The sequence below is a fragment of the Zhengella sp. genome (genome assembly GCF_041397485.1).
Classification (GTDB): domain Bacteria; phylum Pseudomonadota; class Alphaproteobacteria; order Rhizobiales; family Rhizobiaceae; genus Zhengella.
This window is the reverse complement of record NZ_JAWKWO010000004.1, coordinates 67,642-83,591: the sequence shown is the minus strand read 5'-3', so window position 1 is coordinate 83,591 and position 15,950 is coordinate 67,642. Positions and strand designations below refer to the sequence as shown.

At 61.6% G+C, this 15,950-nt stretch carries 18 protein-coding genes; 6 read left to right on the top strand and 12 right to left on the bottom strand.

Going from position 1 to position 15,950, the window contains the following annotated elements; genetic code table 11:
• Position 1 precedes the first annotated feature (1 nt).
• The 3 genes from R3D65_RS12915 to R3D65_RS12905 all read right to left on the bottom strand — a co-directional run bounded on the left by R3D65_RS12915 (position 2) and on the right by R3D65_RS12905 (position 2,790).
• A complete protein-coding gene (locus R3D65_RS12915; protein ID WP_371275660.1) occupies positions 2-1,402 on the bottom strand; it encodes an ATP-binding protein in 1,401 nt (466 codons plus the stop codon).
• Positions 1,403-1,492: 90 nt separating this feature from the next.
• On the bottom strand, positions 1,493-2,209 hold the full coding sequence (locus R3D65_RS12910) for a response regulator (RefSeq protein WP_371275659.1): 717 nt from the start codon (positions 2,207-2,209) through the stop codon (positions 1,493-1,495).
• A gap of 41 nt (positions 2,210-2,250) precedes the next feature.
• Entirely contained in the window at positions 2,251-2,790 is a 540-nt protein-coding gene (locus R3D65_RS12905) for a MarR family winged helix-turn-helix transcriptional regulator (RefSeq protein WP_371275658.1), read from the bottom strand.
• Between the two features lie 174 nt (positions 2,791-2,964).
• Here R3D65_RS12905 and R3D65_RS12900 point away from each other — a divergent pair, with 174 nt between their 5' ends.
• A complete protein-coding gene (locus tag R3D65_RS12900) occupies positions 2,965-3,855 on the top strand; it encodes a branched-chain amino acid aminotransferase (RefSeq protein WP_371275657.1) in 891 nt (296 codons plus the stop codon).
• Between the two features lie 133 nt (positions 3,856-3,988).
• Positions 3,989-4,630 carry an MBL fold metallo-hydrolase gene (locus R3D65_RS12895; protein ID WP_371275656.1) on the top strand — a complete coding sequence of 214 codons (642 nt, stop codon included), beginning with the start codon at positions 3,989-3,991 and terminating at the stop codon, positions 4,628-4,630.
• Between the two features lie 63 nt (positions 4,631-4,693).
• Here the strand turns inward: R3D65_RS12895 and R3D65_RS12890 are convergent, their stop codons facing one another.
• The 3 genes from R3D65_RS12890 to R3D65_RS12880 all read right to left on the bottom strand — a co-directional run bounded on the left by R3D65_RS12890 (position 4,694) and on the right by R3D65_RS12880 (position 7,237).
• Positions 4,694-5,194, bottom strand: coding sequence for a BA14K family protein (locus tag R3D65_RS12890; protein ID WP_371275655.1), 501 nt, complete (start codon positions 5,192-5,194; stop codon positions 4,694-4,696).
• A 148-nt stretch (positions 5,195-5,342) separates the two neighbouring features.
• Positions 5,343-5,555 (bottom strand): cold-shock protein, encoded by a 213-nt coding sequence (locus R3D65_RS12885; protein ID WP_099306216.1) that lies wholly within the window; start codon positions 5,553-5,555, stop codon positions 5,343-5,345.
• A 242-nt stretch (positions 5,556-5,797) separates the two neighbouring features.
• Positions 5,798-7,237: a TrkH family potassium uptake protein gene (locus R3D65_RS12880; protein ID WP_371275654.1), complete on the bottom strand. Its 1,440-nt coding sequence runs from the start codon at positions 7,235-7,237 to the stop codon at positions 5,798-5,800.
• 152 nt (positions 7,238-7,389) lie between these two features.
• Between R3D65_RS12880 and R3D65_RS12875 the strand changes: the two genes are divergently transcribed.
• Positions 7,390-9,051, top strand: a complete 1,662-nt coding sequence (locus R3D65_RS12875) for a phosphoethanolamine transferase (protein WP_371275653.1) — start codon at positions 7,390-7,392, stop codon at positions 9,049-9,051.
• A 64-nt stretch (positions 9,052-9,115) separates the two neighbouring features.
• Here the strand turns inward: R3D65_RS12875 and R3D65_RS12870 are convergent, their stop codons facing one another.
• The 3 genes from R3D65_RS12870 to R3D65_RS12860 all read right to left on the bottom strand — a co-directional run bounded on the left by R3D65_RS12870 (position 9,116) and on the right by R3D65_RS12860 (position 10,582).
• A complete protein-coding gene (locus tag R3D65_RS12870) occupies positions 9,116-9,466 on the bottom strand; it encodes a tRNA-binding protein (RefSeq protein WP_371275652.1) in 351 nt (116 codons plus the stop codon).
• A gap of 4 nt (positions 9,467-9,470) precedes the next feature.
• Positions 9,471-9,977: a YbjN domain-containing protein gene (locus R3D65_RS12865; RefSeq protein WP_371275651.1), complete on the bottom strand. Its 507-nt coding sequence runs from the start codon at positions 9,975-9,977 to the stop codon at positions 9,471-9,473.
• Between the two features lie 323 nt (positions 9,978-10,300).
• Positions 10,301-10,582 carry an accessory factor UbiK family protein gene (locus R3D65_RS12860; RefSeq protein ID WP_371275649.1) on the bottom strand — a complete coding sequence of 94 codons (282 nt, stop codon included), beginning with the start codon at positions 10,580-10,582 and terminating at the stop codon, positions 10,301-10,303.
• Positions 10,583-10,732: 150 nt separating this feature from the next.
• Here R3D65_RS12860 and lgt point away from each other — a divergent pair, with 150 nt between their 5' ends.
• The 3 genes from lgt to R3D65_RS12845 all read left to right on the top strand — a co-directional run bounded on the left by lgt (position 10,733) and on the right by R3D65_RS12845 (position 13,038).
• Positions 10,733-11,584, top strand: a complete 852-nt coding sequence (gene lgt, locus R3D65_RS12855) for a prolipoprotein diacylglyceryl transferase (protein ID WP_371275648.1) — start codon at positions 10,733-10,735, stop codon at positions 11,582-11,584.
• A complete protein-coding gene (locus R3D65_RS12850; protein ID WP_371275647.1) occupies positions 11,581-12,687 on the top strand; it encodes a class I SAM-dependent methyltransferase in 1,107 nt (368 codons plus the stop codon). The genes lgt and R3D65_RS12850 overlap by 4 nt, the downstream gene beginning before the upstream one ends.
• An 81-nt stretch (positions 12,688-12,768) precedes the next feature.
• Positions 12,769-13,038, top strand: a complete 270-nt coding sequence (locus R3D65_RS12845; protein ID WP_371275645.1) for a YARHG domain-containing protein — start codon at positions 12,769-12,771, stop codon at positions 13,036-13,038.
• A gap of 121 nt (positions 13,039-13,159) precedes the next feature.
• Here the strand turns inward: R3D65_RS12845 and R3D65_RS12840 are convergent, their stop codons facing one another.
• The 3 genes from R3D65_RS12840 to R3D65_RS12830 form a co-directional block, all read right to left on the bottom strand.
• Positions 13,160-13,327: a hypothetical protein gene (locus tag R3D65_RS12840; protein WP_371275643.1), complete on the bottom strand. Its 168-nt coding sequence runs from the start codon at positions 13,325-13,327 to the stop codon at positions 13,160-13,162.
• Positions 13,328-14,286: 959 nt separating this feature from the next.
• Positions 14,287-15,318 carry a serine/threonine-protein kinase gene (locus tag R3D65_RS12835; RefSeq protein ID WP_371275642.1) on the bottom strand — a complete coding sequence of 344 codons (1,032 nt, stop codon included), beginning with the start codon at positions 15,316-15,318 and terminating at the stop codon, positions 14,287-14,289.
• Positions 15,311-15,784, bottom strand: a complete 474-nt coding sequence (locus R3D65_RS12830) for a hypothetical protein (RefSeq protein WP_371275641.1) — start codon at positions 15,782-15,784, stop codon at positions 15,311-15,313. Before R3D65_RS12830 ends, R3D65_RS12835 begins: the two co-directional genes overlap by 8 nt.
• Positions 15,785-15,950 lie beyond the last annotated feature (166 nt).

Here is a 15,950-nt window from a genome sequence, read left to right as displayed (position 1 = left end):
ATCACGCGGGCAGCTTGACGATGGCGCGAAGTCCGCCAAGCGGGCTGTCTTCCAGCATGATGTCGCCGCCATGACTGCGGGCGATGTCGCGCGCGATGGACAGGCCCAGTCCGGTGCCGCTGGAATCCTGGTTGCGTGCCTCGTCAAGCCGGAAGAAGGGTTTGAAGACGTCCTCGCGCCGGTCTGCCGGGATGCCGGGGCCGTCATCGTCCACCATGATGGTCAGCGTGCGGGCCGCGTGAACCGCCATGACCTCCACCTTTCCGGCGTGGCGGAAGGCGTTGGCCGTCAGGTTCGACACCAGCCGCGTGAAGGCCGTCGGCTTTACCGTGATGAGGGGCGTGCCCCTGATCTCCGTGGTCAGCTTGCGCTTGCGCAGCCGGGCTTCCTCTTCCAGCTTGGCGAAGAAGGGAGCCAGATCGAATTCGCCGGAATCCTCTGCCGTATCGCCACGGGCAAAGGCCATGTAGCCTTCCAGCATGGAGCGCATGTCTTCCACATCCTGCTCCATGGCGCTGACATCCATCTTGCGGGACGCGATTGCCAGTTGCAGCTTGAACCGGGTGAGAATGGTGCGAAGATCGTGGCTGACACCGTTCAGCATGGCGGTGCGCTGCTCGATCTGGCGCTCGATGCGCTCACGCATGAGGATGAAGGCGAGCCCGGCGCGGCGCACTTCCTCCGCTCCGCGTGGCTGGAAGTTGGCCGGCATGGGCCGCCCCTTGCCAAAGCCCTCGGCGGCCTCTGCCAGTTGCTGGATCGGACGGATCTGGTTGCGCAGGAACAGGATGGCGATAAACAGCAGGACGAGCGACGTGCCGACCATCCACAACAGGAAGATATGGGTGTTGGAGGCATAGGCCTGGCTGCGGCGGGCGAAGACACGCAGAACCTGGTCCTCCAACTGGATGCGGATTTCCACGACATTGGAATTGCCGACCGTGTCGATCCAGAACGGCCGGTTGATGCGGCGCGTGATCTCCTCGGACAGGATGGTGTCGAGGATGGAAAAGAAGGGCTTCGGCCCCGGCGCCGGCAACGGGTCCGGCGGCAGCAGGTCTGCCTTCAATTGCAGCCGTTCCTGGGCGATCCGGATGGCCTCGGCATGGCCTTCCTCCGGCCAGGTCTCGATCATGTCGATGATGGCGGCGATGTCGCGGGTGACGGCCTGGGAAAGGCGTTGGGTCACGGTCTGCCAGTGACGTTCCATGAAGACGAAAGCAATGACCGACTGCAGCAGGATCATCGGCGCGATGACGATGATGAGGGAACGTGCGTAGAGGCGCTTGGGCATGCGTCGGGAAACCTGGCGCCAGAAATGGCGCCAGCGCTCGCGCACTGCTGCAAGCCCGGGATGGCGCCGCGCTGCCGTCCTGCCCTTGCCTGCCGTCTCCTCGCTCATGGCGTTTTCGGGATTGGCCCGTTCCCTGTTGCTGCTGCCCGGATCACCGAATAGCACACAAAGGCGACATGCAGGCAGTCCCGCAGTGCATCAATCCACCGACAGGCGGTAGCCGAGGCCGCGCACCGTCTGCAACCAGACCGGATTTGCCGGGTCCTTCTCGATCTTGCGGCGCAGGCGGTTGATCTGGACGTCCACCGTCCGTTCCCCCACATCGGCGCCGGTGCCGGTCAGTTCGTGGCGGGCGATGGTCTCGCCCGGGCGCTCGGCGAAGAGGCAGAGGATTTCCTGTTCGCGATCGGTCAGGCGGATGGCCTCGCCGCCCTTCTTCAACTCGCGCCTGGCAATGGAGAAGGCATAGGGGCCGAAGACGATCATCTCGGGCTTGAGCTGGGGAGGCGGGGCGCCGCGGCGCAGGATATTGTTGATGCGCAGCACGAGTTCGCGCGGCTCGAAGGGTTTGGCCAGATAGTCGTCGGCACCGGCTTCGAGCCCGTTGATCCGGTTTCCCGTTTCCGAAAGCGCGGTGAGCATGAGGATGGGAACATCCTTTGTCTGGCGCAGCGAACGGGTCAGGTCAACGCCGCTTTCTCCGGGCATCATCACGTCGACGACGAGCAGGTCGAAGTCGAGCCCCTCCAGCTTGCGGCGAGCTTGCGCGGCGGTTGCCGCCGTGGTGACGCGCATGCCCTCGGCCGAAAGGAACTGCTCCAGCAGGGAGCGGATGCGGGTGTCGTCGTCGACCACGAGCAGGTGCGGTGCGTCATCGGCCAACGGCCCGGTCAAGCTGTCGTCTGGTCGGCTCATCGGCATTCTCCCTGGCCATCCGGCATGAGAGGCCGGCGGGTTCATCGCGCCTTGGGAAGGCGGTCGTATTGCGGACGCAGTTCCTTCTCCACCATTGCGCGCAGAAACTCCTCCACGGCGGCGCGGTTGTCCGGTCCTGCCTCTTCCAGTGCCTTGGAGATGCGGCGGGACTGTGGCCGCGCCAGCGCCAAGGCAAGGGCGCGGCCCTTGGCCGTGGGGTAGATCTCGCGCTGGCGGCGGTCCTTCGGCCCCTGCTCCTGGACCACATGGCCCGTCTCGATGAGCTGCTTGAGGACACGGGCCAGGCTTTGCTTGGTGATCTTGAGGACGTCCAGCAATTCGGCGACGGTAAGTCCGGGCATGCGATTGACGAAGTGGACGACGCGGTGGTGCGCGCGGCCGAAGCCCTGGCGTGCGAGGATCGCGTCCGGGTCGGAGGTGAAGTCGCGATAGGCGAAGAAGAGGAGTTCGATCAGGTCGAAGTCGATCCCTTCGCGCGCGCCGCCAAGCGGTGTGCGCACCGGATCCTGCAGGTCGTCGCCAGCCGAAGCCGGCCCTGTTGCGGAAATTATGTCAGTCATGTTGACTTAAATTACGCCCGATGATAATTTTTGGCAAGGTTTTCGCCACACCGTGCACGAAAAGGCAAACCGGACGGGTTTTCCAGGAATATTCTTCCTTCATTTCCCGGCGCTCCGATGGCCCCGCCCGGCGTTTGCGACTTCGTCACCACGTAATCCGGGAGGGTACAAACGATGGCTTCGGTTCCGTTCGATCAGCTTGAAGGACACATCTGGATGAACGGCGAATTCGTTCGCTGGGCAGATGCGAAGATCCACGTGCTGACCCATGGCCTGCATTATGCCAGCGCCGTTTTCGAAGGCGAGCGCGCCTATGGCGGCGAGATTTTCAAGCTGACCGAGCATACCGAGCGGCTGCACGAATCCGGCCGCATCCTCGGCTTCACCATCCCGTGGACGGTGGAAGAGATCGACGAGGCCTGCCGGCAATTGCTCGCCATGCAGGGTTTCCAGGATGCCTATGTCCGGCCGATCGCGTGGCGCGGATCGGAGATGATGGGCGTATCGGCACAGTCGAACAGGATCAATCTGGCCATCGCCATCTGGCAATGGCCGAGCTATTTCAATCCGGAGCAGCGGCTCAAGGGCATTCGCCTGGATCTGGCCGAGTATCGACGGCCCGATCCGCGCACGGCGCCATCCAGGTCGAAGGCTGCCGGCCTTTACATGATCTGCACGCTTTCCAAGCATGCCGCGGAAGCCAAGGGCTATGCCGATGCGCTGATGCTGGACTGGCGCGGACAGGTGGCCGAAGCGACCGGTGCCAATGTCTTCTTCGTCAAGGATGGCGTGATTCACACGCCGACACCCGACTGTTTCCTCGACGGCATCACCCGGCGCACGGTCATCGGGCTTGCCAGGGCGCGCGGCTACGAGGTTGTCGAGCGCGTGATCATGCCCGAGGAAATGGAAGGTTTCGAGCAGTGCTTCCTGACCGGCACCGCGGCGGAAGTTACGCCTGTATCGGAGGTCGGCCCCTACCGTTTCGAGGTCGGCGAGATCACGCGGACGCTCGTTGACGACTACATGGCTGAAGTGCAGCCCAAGGCGATGGCGGCCGAGTAAACCGCGCATATCCTGCTCCAAGACCAATACGGACGGCCGCCCTGGCCGTCCGTTTTCATTTGTGCTGCGCCAGGTGTTTCCACCACAGGGCAAAATGCATTAAGCCTTTCGCGACTTACCAGGAGGCTTTTCCATGGGCGAACTGAACGCCGGCATCATTCCCGTCACCGGGTTCCAGCAGAACTGCACCATCCTGTTCGACAGCGAGACCAGGGAGGGTGTCGTGGTCGATCCGGGGGGCGATGTGGACCGGATCGTCCAGACGATCCGGGAGAATGGCCTTGAAATCAAGGCGATCTGGCTGACGCACGGCCATATCGACCATGCCGGCGGGGCGATGGACCTGAAGGACACACTCGGCGTCGAGATTGTCGGCTCGCATCGCGATGACCTGCCGCTGCTCCAGGGGCTTGAGCAGCAGGCGCGGATGTTCGGCATGGATGGTGCGGTGCGCAATGTCACCCCGGACCGCTGGCTTGAGGATGGCGACACGGTGTCCTTCGGCGAACACGTGTTCCAGGTGCTGCACTGTCCTGGGCATGCCCCTGGACATGTGGTCTTCTACAACGAGAAGGCCCGCTTCGCCCATGTCGGTGACGTTCTTTTCCGCGGTTCGATCGGCCGGACGGATCTGCCGGGCGGAAATCACGAACAACTGATTCGCTCGATCAAGGAGAAGCTGTTCCCGCTGGGCGATGATGTGGGCTTCCTGTGCGGCCATGGACCTGGCGGACGTCTGGGCGATGAGCGGCGGACCAATCCCTTCCTCGTCTGACAAGAACGAGCCCCGGCGAAATGGCCGGGGCGTGAGGCGGGGAGGCGGTCTTCGCTTGCCGGATTACCGGGCGACGCAGAAATGACGCTTGCCGTCATAGCCCATGAAGGTTCCTGAATCGGGGTCGAAAGAGCGGTAGCGATTTTCGCAATGGCGGTACCATTCGCGGCTCCAGGGTTCTGCCGCACCGCTGCTCTGCGGCGCATAGACGACATCGGGATTGCGGGCCGGAGCAGGCGGGAAGTAATCGGGATTGGAAGCCCGGCGACCGTCGCCATAATATGGTCCGTCTTGAGGCACGGCGTGGCGGCGTGAATAGCTGTCTGCCAGCATCGCACCGATCGCAAGCCCGGCTATGCCGGCCACGATCGCGGCGTCGCGGTTCTTGTGGCTGCGGCGAACGACCCGGTCCGGGCGATGGCGATCATGACGGCCGGCACCGCCGTGATGGCGTTCGTGCCGCTCGATGCCGCGCTTCCAGTCGCGGGCTTCGGCAGTGAGCGGTGCAAGGCTGGACGCGGTGACGGCGACGGCGAGCAGGGCATTGCGGGCAAAGCTGATCATCGGTGTTTCTCCATGAGGCCAAGAGCGGCTTGTTGGAGACCATACTTGCCAAGTCTGCCTGAACGCAGGCTGAACGCGTTGTTCAAACAAAAAACGCGGCGCCTGAACGCCGCGTCCGGTCTCGTCCGAAGCTGTTTAAGGGGGCGCCTTACTCAGCGACGAGATTGACCGCCTTGGGGCCTTTGCCGCGCTTGTCGGGCTCGACGTCGAAGGAAACCTTCTGACCTTCACCCAGCGACTGCATGCCGGAGGCCTGCACGGCGGAAATGTGAACGAATACGTCCTTCGCGCCGTCGTCAGGCGTGATGAACCCGTATCCCTTCTCGGTGTTGAAGAATTTGACCGTGCCGGTCTGGCTCATGACTTGGTCCTTTCCGAAGTCCTGGTAGTTGAACCGCCGTTCCGGCGGCCCCGCCCACACGGGCGGAAGTGCGTCAGAGTCTTACAGTGTCGGGGAAGGATTGGTCTCAAGCCACTGCCATTCTCCGGACCGAAAGTTGCCCGAACGGCGCAAACTATCGCACGGTTTTATGACAGCGGCAAGACAAAACTGGCGTATTTCTGTACAGTTCTTGTCCGGGTAAAGAATTGCACAGAATTTCATCATTCATTCCAGAAGTCCGGCGTCAGGATGAGAATTCCACCAATGATTTCGAGACGGCCAAGGATCATTTCCAGTGACAGGAGCCATTTGACCGGATCGGGCAGCGTCGCGAAATTGCCGGCCGGCCCGATGACGGGGCCAATGCCGGGACCGACATTGGCCAATGCTGTCACGGATGCGGAAAGCGCGGTTTCAAAGTCCAGCCCGAATGCCGCATAGACCAGCCCGAAAAGGGCGGCCGTGGCCGCGTAGAGGATCGAGAAGATCAGAAGGCTGTCGACCGCGGATGGCCGGACGATCTCGCCCTCGAAATAGGCCGGCGAAATACGATTGGGCCGCACGGCCATGCGAAGGCGCGAGCGAATGAAGCTGAGCAGAATGATGATGCGGAAGATCTTGAAGCCGCCGGCCGTTGAGCCGTTGCAGCCACCGATGAAAGTAATGAGAAAGAAGAATGACAGCGCAAAACTGCCCCAGAGCAGATAATCCTGGGTGGCGTAGCCGGTTGTCGAGATGACTGAAACCACGTTGAAGAGCGCATGCGTGAACTGTGCAAAATCGCCCTGGCCGGTATCGGCGCGCGTCACGGCGAAAATGATCAATGTGAGTATCATGGCAATGGCGAAAAACCAGGTCACCTGCTGCAGTTCCAGCTTGCGCCGGTTTTCAACCAGATTGATGAGAAAGAGGAAGGGCAGGCTGGAAAGGGCCATGAAGGTGATTGCGATCCAGTAGATCGCGAGGCTGTCGAAGCCGCCGAGAGAGGCGTCGGTCGTGGAGTAACCGCCCGTCGACACGGTCGTGAAGGCGTGGTTGACAGCCTCGAACGGGGTCATGCCGGCGACGAAATAGAGTGATGCGGAGGCGACCGTCATCGCGCCGTAGAGGCCGAGAATGCGCCGGACGAAGTGTTCCACCCGGCCATAGGGCTTCACATGCTTTTCCGATGATTCGATGGAGAACAGCTGCTGGCCGCCGATGCGCATGGCCGGCAGCAGCCAGATGCCGATGACAACGATGCCGAGGCCGCCGATCCACTGCATCAGCGAACGCCAGAGCAGGATACCCGGCGGCAATGCGTCGAGACCGCTGAGTACCGTCGATCCGGTCGTCGTGAGGCCCGAGGCGGCTTCGAAAAATGCGTCTGTGTAGGAAATGCCGAGGCCCGATGCCCATAGCGGAATGGCGCAGGCGGCCGAGAAGGTGAACCAGGCCAGATTGACGAGCAGAAAGGTCTCCTTCGGCTTCAGTTCGGTTCCCGGCCCCGAGAGGGCCGCTTCCACCATTGCGCCCGCGCCACCGACGCAAAGGCCGGAAATCGCGAAGACCTTCCAATCGGGATTCCCGGCAGCAAGGTCAGCGAGGGCAGGAATGAGCATCGCAGCGGCGATGATGACCAGATATCTGCCAATCGGCAGGACAACGGCCCGGAAATCCATGACATTCAATTCCGATTGAGGGCGTTCCCAATAGCACGGCGTTCAGTCAGCGACAAGAATGTCAGCGTTCTGTCATCCTCTGACGGCGTATGGCTGGCGCCGGATTTGTCGTCTATGACGAGTATGCGCTGCATTCGAATGGAAAGGCCCACATGAGAAGACCAGTTCTGAACGCGCGGGTAATGGCATTTCTCCTTGCCATCCATGTCACCGTCCTTCTCAACCTGTCTGCCCACCATGTTGCCGTGGATGTCTTCCAGGCGCATCCCGGCGACGTCTGGAGGCTGATGGCAGGCCTTTTCCTCGTCCATTCGGCGCTGTTTGTCTCCCTGACCTTTCCCTGGCTGTTCAAGCCGGTTGCAGCCGTCCTGGTGACCGGAGCGGCCGTGGCGTCCTATTTCATGGATGCCTTCGGGACGATCATCGACAAGGACATGATCGTCAATGCGGCGACCACGACTCATACCGAAGCCAAGCACCTGATCTCGCCGGATTTCATCCTTCACACATTGCTGTATGGAATCGTGCCGGTTGCATTGCTGTTCTGGGTGCGGCGAAAGAAGACCCGATTCTGGCGTGACGTTGCGATCAACGTCCCGCTGATCGCTGTCATGCTTGTCATGGCGGGCGGGCTCATCTTCTCGGATTACGCGGCGTTTTCGTCCGCCTTTCGCGAGCGCAAGGATCTCGTGTTTTCCCTGAACCCCATCGGCCCAAGCTATGCCATCGTCAAATATGTGAAACATACGCTGGGCAAGCGCGATATCGTCGTTCAGCCGGTCGGACTCGATGCCAGGCCCGGACACTATCTCGCCAATGCTGACAAGCCGGTGTTTCTCGTTCTCGTCGTTGGCGAGACCCTGCGCGCACAGGACTTCGGACTCGATGGCTATGAACGCCAGACGACGCCGAAACTGGCAAAGCTCGATGTGCTGAACTTTCCCGACACGGTGACCTGCGGCACGGCAACGGCCGTCTCGATGCCGTGCATGTTTTCCATGTTTCCAAGGAGCGCGTTTTCCGACCTGCGCGGACTGGACCATGAAAACATGCTGGACGTGTTGCGCCATGCGGGTTTCGATGTGGAGTGGTGGGACAACAATACGGGTGACAAGGATATCGCTGCGCGGGTGCCGAGCCAGTTGCTTACCCATTCGAAAGACCCTGCGTTCTGCGACGATGACGAATGCAATGACGGCATCTTTCTCGCCCGCCTGAAGAACCGCATGGCGGCGGCGAAACGCAACACGGTGATTGTCCTGCACCAGATCGGCAGCCACGGGCCGGCCTATTACAAGCGTTATCCGGCCGAGTTCGAGGCATTCAAGCCGGCATGCCGCTCGGCGCAGTTCTCCGACTGTACGGCGGAGGAAATCCGCAACGCCTATGACAACAGCGTCCTCTATACCGACCACATCCTGGCAGAGATCATCCGGATGGAAGAGGCGCAGTCGGAACGCCTGCTGACCGGACTGGTTTTTGCCTCCGACCATGGCGAGTCACTGGGCGAGAACGGACTTTACCTGCATGGCGCGCCCTATTTCATTGCGCCGGATACGCAGACACGTGTGCCTTTCCTGGCCTGGTTCTCGCAGCCGTTCCGGCGCGACCTCGGGCTCGATGCGGCGTGCCTGGACGCGAAGGCCGGGGTTCCGGCCAGCCATGACAATTTCTTTCATTCCGTCCTTGGCGCGGTCGACGTCGATACGAATGTCCGGGACCCGAAACTCGACCTGTTCGGAACGTGCCGGGCAAAGGCACAACCGGTTCATTCGGCCGCACGGGCGGACGATGCCGACATGCAGGTCCGCTAGATGTGAGCTTTCCGGAGGGCGTCCATTCGGACCGGACAGCGAGACCGGAATTGCTCCAGGGCGATCAGAACAGTGCGCCGCCGTCGGGAACCGGCTTGTCGATGGCGGCAAGCACGACATCCCCGTCAGCATCTGGAAAGCCGAGGGTGAGCACTTCGGACATGAACTTGCCGATCTGGCGTGGCGGGAAATTGACCACGGCCATGACCTGCTTGCCGACAAGCTCTTCCGGTGCGTAGTGCCGGGTGATCTGGGCGGAACTCTTCCTGATGCCGATCTCCTGGCCGAAATCGATCCGTAGCTTGATCGCGGGCTTGCGCGCTTCGGGAAAAGGCTCCGCCTCGACGATCGTGCCCGCGCGCACATCCACTTTTTCGAAATCGGCCCAGGTAATTTCCGGCTTGCGCTCTGCCATGGCTTCAGGCGGTTCCACAGGTTTCGAAATTGACGGTCTGCATCGCTTCCTCGGCCGTCTGCCCGGCCCAGATGACATACTGGAAGCACTGGAAGTACGCTTCGCAGGATTCCAACGCAGACGTCAGCATGGCCTGGACCTGAAGCGCCGTCGGCTCCAGACCGCCGGGAAGGATCAGCGTATGACGGAACATGATGGCGCCCTCGCGCTGCCACAGGTCGAAATGGCCGAAGAGCAGTTGTTCATTGATCAGCGAGAGCAGGCGCATGATCTCGTATGCCCGCTTCTCCGGCACCTTCAGGTCAAACGCGCAGGCGACGTGCAGGGCCTCGAAATCCTCCATCCATGAGAAGGAGACATGATAGTCGGTCCAGCTGCCGGCGACCGAGACCGACAGTTCATCATCGGCGAAACGTTCAAAAGCCCAGTCGTGATGCAGGGCGACCTGTTCGATGACATCCACCGGATGGGCGGTTCGTGCATCGTCCATGTCCATGTCGATCAGGCTCATTGCTTTCCTCTCCGGCAAGGCGGCAGGGATCCTGCCACCCGGGTTGGCTGGTGCGAACGCATACGCTTGAATCACGCGCCCCGCTGGCTTTACGGCCGGGATGGCCGTTGCCTTTCCGCCATGATCGGCGGTTCCGAATCATGTCGTAGATTCAGTGTATTGAAAGGGAATCCCGTGACCAGCCCTTTTCGCCGGTTGAGCAGGAAGAGATGTGGATGGCCGTTGAATCGCATTGTCTGCCGTGCGGGCCAAGCGATTCCGCGCAAAGGCTTTTTCCTCGCGCCGGCCTGCATGACGCAGGTCGAAAAAAATTATGGAAAACCTTATCGGCCGGCCTTGCCGGCTTCCAGTTCGGCCAGGCGTGCTTCCAACTTGTCGAGGCGTTCGGACAAGGATCGGTTTTCCGCGCGCGCCTTGACCGCCATGTCGCGCATCGCCTCGAAATCCTCGCGCGAGACAAGGTCCATGGACGCCACCAGACGTTCGGCCTGGGCGCGCATCGCCGTCTCCATCTCGCGGCGCACGCCCTGCGCGGCGCCGGCAGCATCGGTCATCAGCTTGGCGAATTCGTCAAGGATGCGGTTCGGTCCGGCGCCTGTGGTCATGGGACAGTCCTTTCTTGTCTCACAGGCATGACCTAAGGCGGGCGGGCGGCGATTGCAAGCATCCAGTGCAGAGCGCGCGCGCCTTGACCTGCGGCAGGTGCCATTGCAAACGTGGCGCATTCCCGCTGCCGCTTCCGGAGACTGGCGCCCGTGCCCGACGTCCTTACCCTGCCGCTCAGCCTGCTGACCTATCCGCAAATCGATCCGGTGATCTTTTCCATCGGCCCGCTGGCCGTGCGCTGGTACGGCCTCGGCTATGTCGTGGGCATCCTGTTCGGCTGGTGGTATTCGCGCCGGCTGGTGATGACGCCGCGCCTTTGGGCCCATGGCAAGGCGCCGATGACACCGGTGGATATCGACGATCTCGTCGTCTGGGCGGCCATCGGCATCGTGGCGGGCGGGCGGATCGGCTATATCCTGTTCTACGACCTCGCCCGCTATCTCGCCAATCCGCTCGACATGCTGGCCGTGTGGGAAGGCGGCATGTCGTTTCATGGCGGGCTGATCGGCACGGTGCTGGCGATGATCCTGTTCGCGCGCCGCCGCGGCATCGCCACCTGGAGCCTGTTCGACGTGGTGGCGGCGGGCGTGCCGCCGGCCATCGGGCTGGTGCGCGTGGCCAACTTCATCAACGCCGAACTGTGGGGCCGGCCGACGGACGCACCGGTGGCGATGATCTTCCCCACCGACCCGCTTCAGGTGCCGCGCCATCCCAGCCAGCTTTACGAGGCGGCGCTGGAAGGCCTTGTCCTGTTCATTCTACTGGCGATCCTGGTGTGGGGGGCAAGAATGCTGCGCCGGCCGCGCTTCATTGCCGGTGCCTTCGTCGCCGGCTACGGGCTGGCGCGCATCGTGGTGGAATTCTTTCGCGAGCCGGACGCGCAGCTCGGTTTCCTGCTCGGCACCGGCTGGCTGACCATGGGCATGGTGCTTTCCACCCCGATGGTGCTGGCCGGCCTCTGGGCCATGGCAACGGCGCGCAAGCCGGGCGCTCCCGCGTGAGCGCGCTGAAGGACAGGCTGCTGGCGCGCATCGCGCTGACCGGGCCGATGAGCGTGGCAGACTATTTCGCCGCCTGCCTGTTCGATCCGGCGCATGGCTACTATACCACGCGCGATCCCTTCGGTGTTGAGGGCGATTTCACCACCGCGCCGGAAATCAGCCAGATGTTCGGCGAATTGCTGGCCGTGTGGGCCTATCGCGCCTGGCAGGGGGCGGGCAGCCCGTCGCCCTTCGTCTTCGCCGAGATCGGGCCGGGACGCGGCACGATGATGGCCGACATGCTGCGCGTGCTGGCCCGCCTTGATGGCGGGGCGATGCTGCGCGCGGCGCAAGTGCATCTGGTCGAGGCGAGCCCCCGCCTTGCCGCCGTGCAGCGCGCGCGGCTGGCAGGCGCTCCGGCCCGGCCCGCCTGGGTGGACCGGGTGGAGGCGTTGCCGGACCTGCCGCTCGTCATGCTGGGCAACGAATTGTTCGATGCCGTGCCCATCCGCCAATATGTCAAGGCCGGCGGCGCGTGGCGCGAGCGCATGGTGGGCGCGGTGGACGGCGATCTCGCCTTCCTGGCGGGCGCCCTGCCGGCCGATCCGGCGCTGCTGCCGCCCGATGCGGCCCGCGCCCCGGAGGGTGCCATCGCGGAGGTGGCGCCGCAGCGCGCCGCGCTGATGGCGGCGATTGCCGCGCGCATCGCGGCCCATGGCGGGGCCGGCCTGTTCCCCGATTACGGCTACGCGCAGCCGGCCTGCGGCAATACGTTGCAGGCGGTGAAGGGCCATCGCCCGGACCCGGTGCTGGCAAACCCCGGCGCGGCGGACCTGACCGCGCATGTGGATTTCGCGGCGCTGGCGCGGGCGGCCGCCCCGGCGGGGCTGGCGGCGCGGCTTTGCGCGCAGGGCGACTTCCTGCTGGCGCTCGGCCTGCTGGAGCGCGCGGGGGCGCTGGGTGCGGGCAAGTCGGCGGCGGAGCAGGCGCGCATCCACGACGCGGTGGAGCGGCTGGCCGGGCCGGAGCAGATGGGCCGCCTGTTCAAGGTGCTGGCCGTCGGCCCGGCGCAAACGCTGTGGATGCCGCAAGTGCAGGGCGCAAATATTTCCCGGCAGGATTGATTTAACGCAAGGCGGGTTTTTCGCGCGGTTCCAATCTATACTGAAACCGGCACAAGCGCCGGAGATGATGGAGAGGAAACCATGAAGACGTTCATCCTTGCCGCAGGACTTGCCGCCGCCGCGGCGGCCATGCCCACTGCCGCCTTCGCCCAGAGTTGCTATGATCTGTGGTATGAGCGCAACCTGATCTATGCCGAAAACGGCTATTGCTTCAAGACGCGCCTGGCACGGCGAACGTTCCGCAATTATGACTGCTGGACCGACAATCCGCGCCTGTCGCGCTGGGAGCAGCGCCGGGTGGCGCAGATCCAGCGCCAGGAGCGCCGCCGCGGCTGCCGCGTCAACCGTTAGCCCCCCGGCGTCCTCCCTCCTGATGCCGCAAGGCGGATGGAGGGAGGGCGTTGCACCTTGGCGTGCGGGCCGGCGCCCGTCCGGTTTCGCGGCGCACAGGTGAAACCAGCCGCCACCGGCGTCACGCCCGCTTTCGCGTCTGGCCGTTGAAGGGAAAAGAGCGCTCGCCCGCATGAAGGGCGAGGCAGGAACGACAGGCGGTCGCCGTTTCGCGTGTCTGTGGCTTGGAATTGTCGCAATTGAGGACGCGAAACCGGTATCCACTTTCGCTGGACTTGCTTTTGTTCATGCGATCCTCCGGCCCTGGGCTCCGGGCGTTCGTCCCTGGCAAGGCCAAATCGTTGGCCTTGCGCCAGACGGTCCTCACCCACCTGTCGCATGTCTTGCCGCCGCCGCTCCGCCTTCCGTCCTTCCAGGCCCCGAAAAGGCCCGTGAACGGGGGCTTCGTGCCCATCTGCCGGGCCGGAGGAGACCGGCGCCGACGGGCCGCCCGCATGAGCATTTCCAGCGAAAGCGGGAACCGGTTTCGCGCGGGACAATGCGGCCAAAACCCCGTGCGTTGGCCAAAGGCCCATTGCAAGCCACGCGGAGGACGCAACCGCACGCCTCCGCCGCCAACTGCCCTTCCGCGTTTCCCGGTTCATGACCCGCGTCCCGGTGAAGGCAGTGGACAAAGGGTAGCCGAGGGGCGAGGGGGTGTGGATAGAGGGGGTGACTGGAATGTCCGCTTTGCGCCCTCAAGTCGGTCGGTGACCAACTACGAATTTGGTCTTGAAACCAGTCATTTTCTGCAACTCAAACAATTGCCTTGAAAGAGCGTGAGCGATTGTTTGCGGTCCGAGAAAGAAATAGATCATCAATTTATCGACAAAGGAGAAATGCTTTATTGAGTTCTAACATGTGCTCACCAGATATGAGCCAAAAAATGCAGGTCGAATCCTCCGCGCGGTCATACGCTGACGTGACCGGCCATAACAATTGCATTTGACTTATGTTCCATGTATGTTCTTAGTCAATCGGGAGGATCAACCACAATGCCAACTCAGTCATGAGAGCCCTACGCTTACCGGTGTGCAGGTTCTGCGGTCGTACTTGGCTTCCTCAGGAGGGAATTATAGCCGCAAAAAGCTTTTGTTCCGCATGTAGTAGCGACCGACGAAAACTCGCTATCGAAGTCCTTGGTGCGAAACCGCCCGTAAGGACAACGGATATGGGGCCATATATGTTGCCGCCGAAACAGCGAGTATTTTAAAGCCGAAAGAAAGCCTCAAGTGCTTTCATCGCAACCTGTGATCCAACTAGACCATTTGAACCACCGAGATGGCGCGTCCGTCCCGTACCGATTGGTTCACTCCAAGCTCGCCAGTCGTGACGACGGCGAGAATTGCGATTCCATTCGACTCTAACGATGCGTCCGCCTTTTGGCCTTCGCCAACGGACCTGCGAGCGACCGACCGAACATTCCCAATCAGGTTCAGTGGGCAAGCCAGCGAATGCCGCCTGCACCTGCGCCACATTCTGGCAGCGGAGTTCCGTGTCGTCGTGCATCATGGCTCGAATTGTTCGACGCCAGCGTTGCGGAATATGGGGGAGCCACTTGAGTTTGTCGCGAAAACCACCATCTGCGATCACCGCTCGCGGGAGTTCAGATTCCGAGTACCATTCATGCCCGTGTAGCAAGCGATACAGAGTCATGCCGAGTGCCCAGATGTCTGACTTCGGACTCGTGATTCCGTGCTTCCAATACTCGAATGCCAAATGATCGGAATATCCGGCACCCATTGCGTATCCGTGCAACAACTCATCTGTAACAAGACCGAAATCGCCGAGGCGCGCAACGCCGTTCTCGTCTATAAGAATATTTCCCGGCTTGATATCGCGATGGATCATCCCGCGGGCGTGTAAATTGCCTAGCCCAAGCAACACTTCCGTACCCACTTTCCGCACATCTGAAAGGCTAAATGGGCCTGCTTCGTATCGGGATTGCAGCGAGCCGCCAGCGCATAGCTTCATGCAGTAGCGGATGCTTTTCCCGTCCGGACTTTCGCCTAAGTGATAAACTGGCACGATGTTTGGGTGTTCCGCGGCAGCTAGGTGCTGTGCCTCTCGTAGAAACTCGGCTTTCGCGGCATCCCATTCTGCATCGCTTTGATCATACTTTTGAGAAATGATTTTCACAGCAACGTCGCCATGAACTTGATCAACCGCGGCATGGACATCACCGAAGTGACCGTTTCCACTGTGATGACCTATCTTAAGATTTGCGACGTGATTATTCATTGCGACCGCTTTCGGCCAAGAGCATGATTGCAGCCTCTCGGCTGCCCGTCCTAAGGTCTTTACCGGTGAAGTGGGTCGTCCAGAAGTCGTCGTCTTTTGTGTATTCGTCGACTTTCCTATCACCGAAATTCCTGCTGAGCGCAGCCTTCGAAAACTCCTTGACACTGCAAATTGACGCCGCTGAACCCATAATGACGCCTCTCAGTTCCGCGCTTCGAAGATGGCCAATCTTGGTGCCGCCGAGCGACACCGCGCTACCCTTGACCAACACCTTTGAAACGGTACTAGCGCGAAGATAGTCACGACACTGTTGGCCGATTACGTTGTAGGCGGAAGCTCGATTACCGCCTTGCAGTTTCCATGTTTCGTCATTTTGAAGAATGAGTTGACCCTCATCATGTACTTCGGCGTCAACCACAATGGCCTTGTCACCCGTTACGACAATTCCAACCCATCTTTCAGGCATTTGCTTATGCTTTCATTATCGTTTTTCCGATTCTGGTTTTACCCAATAAATCGCCACAGTGAAAGGTTGTGTTCCTTATCAAAAATGGGCGAATCCACAGGTAGATTCTCTGGAACTGGAGCGAATTGAAGGAAAATAGAACGGTGCAGCGATATGGCGATCCAGC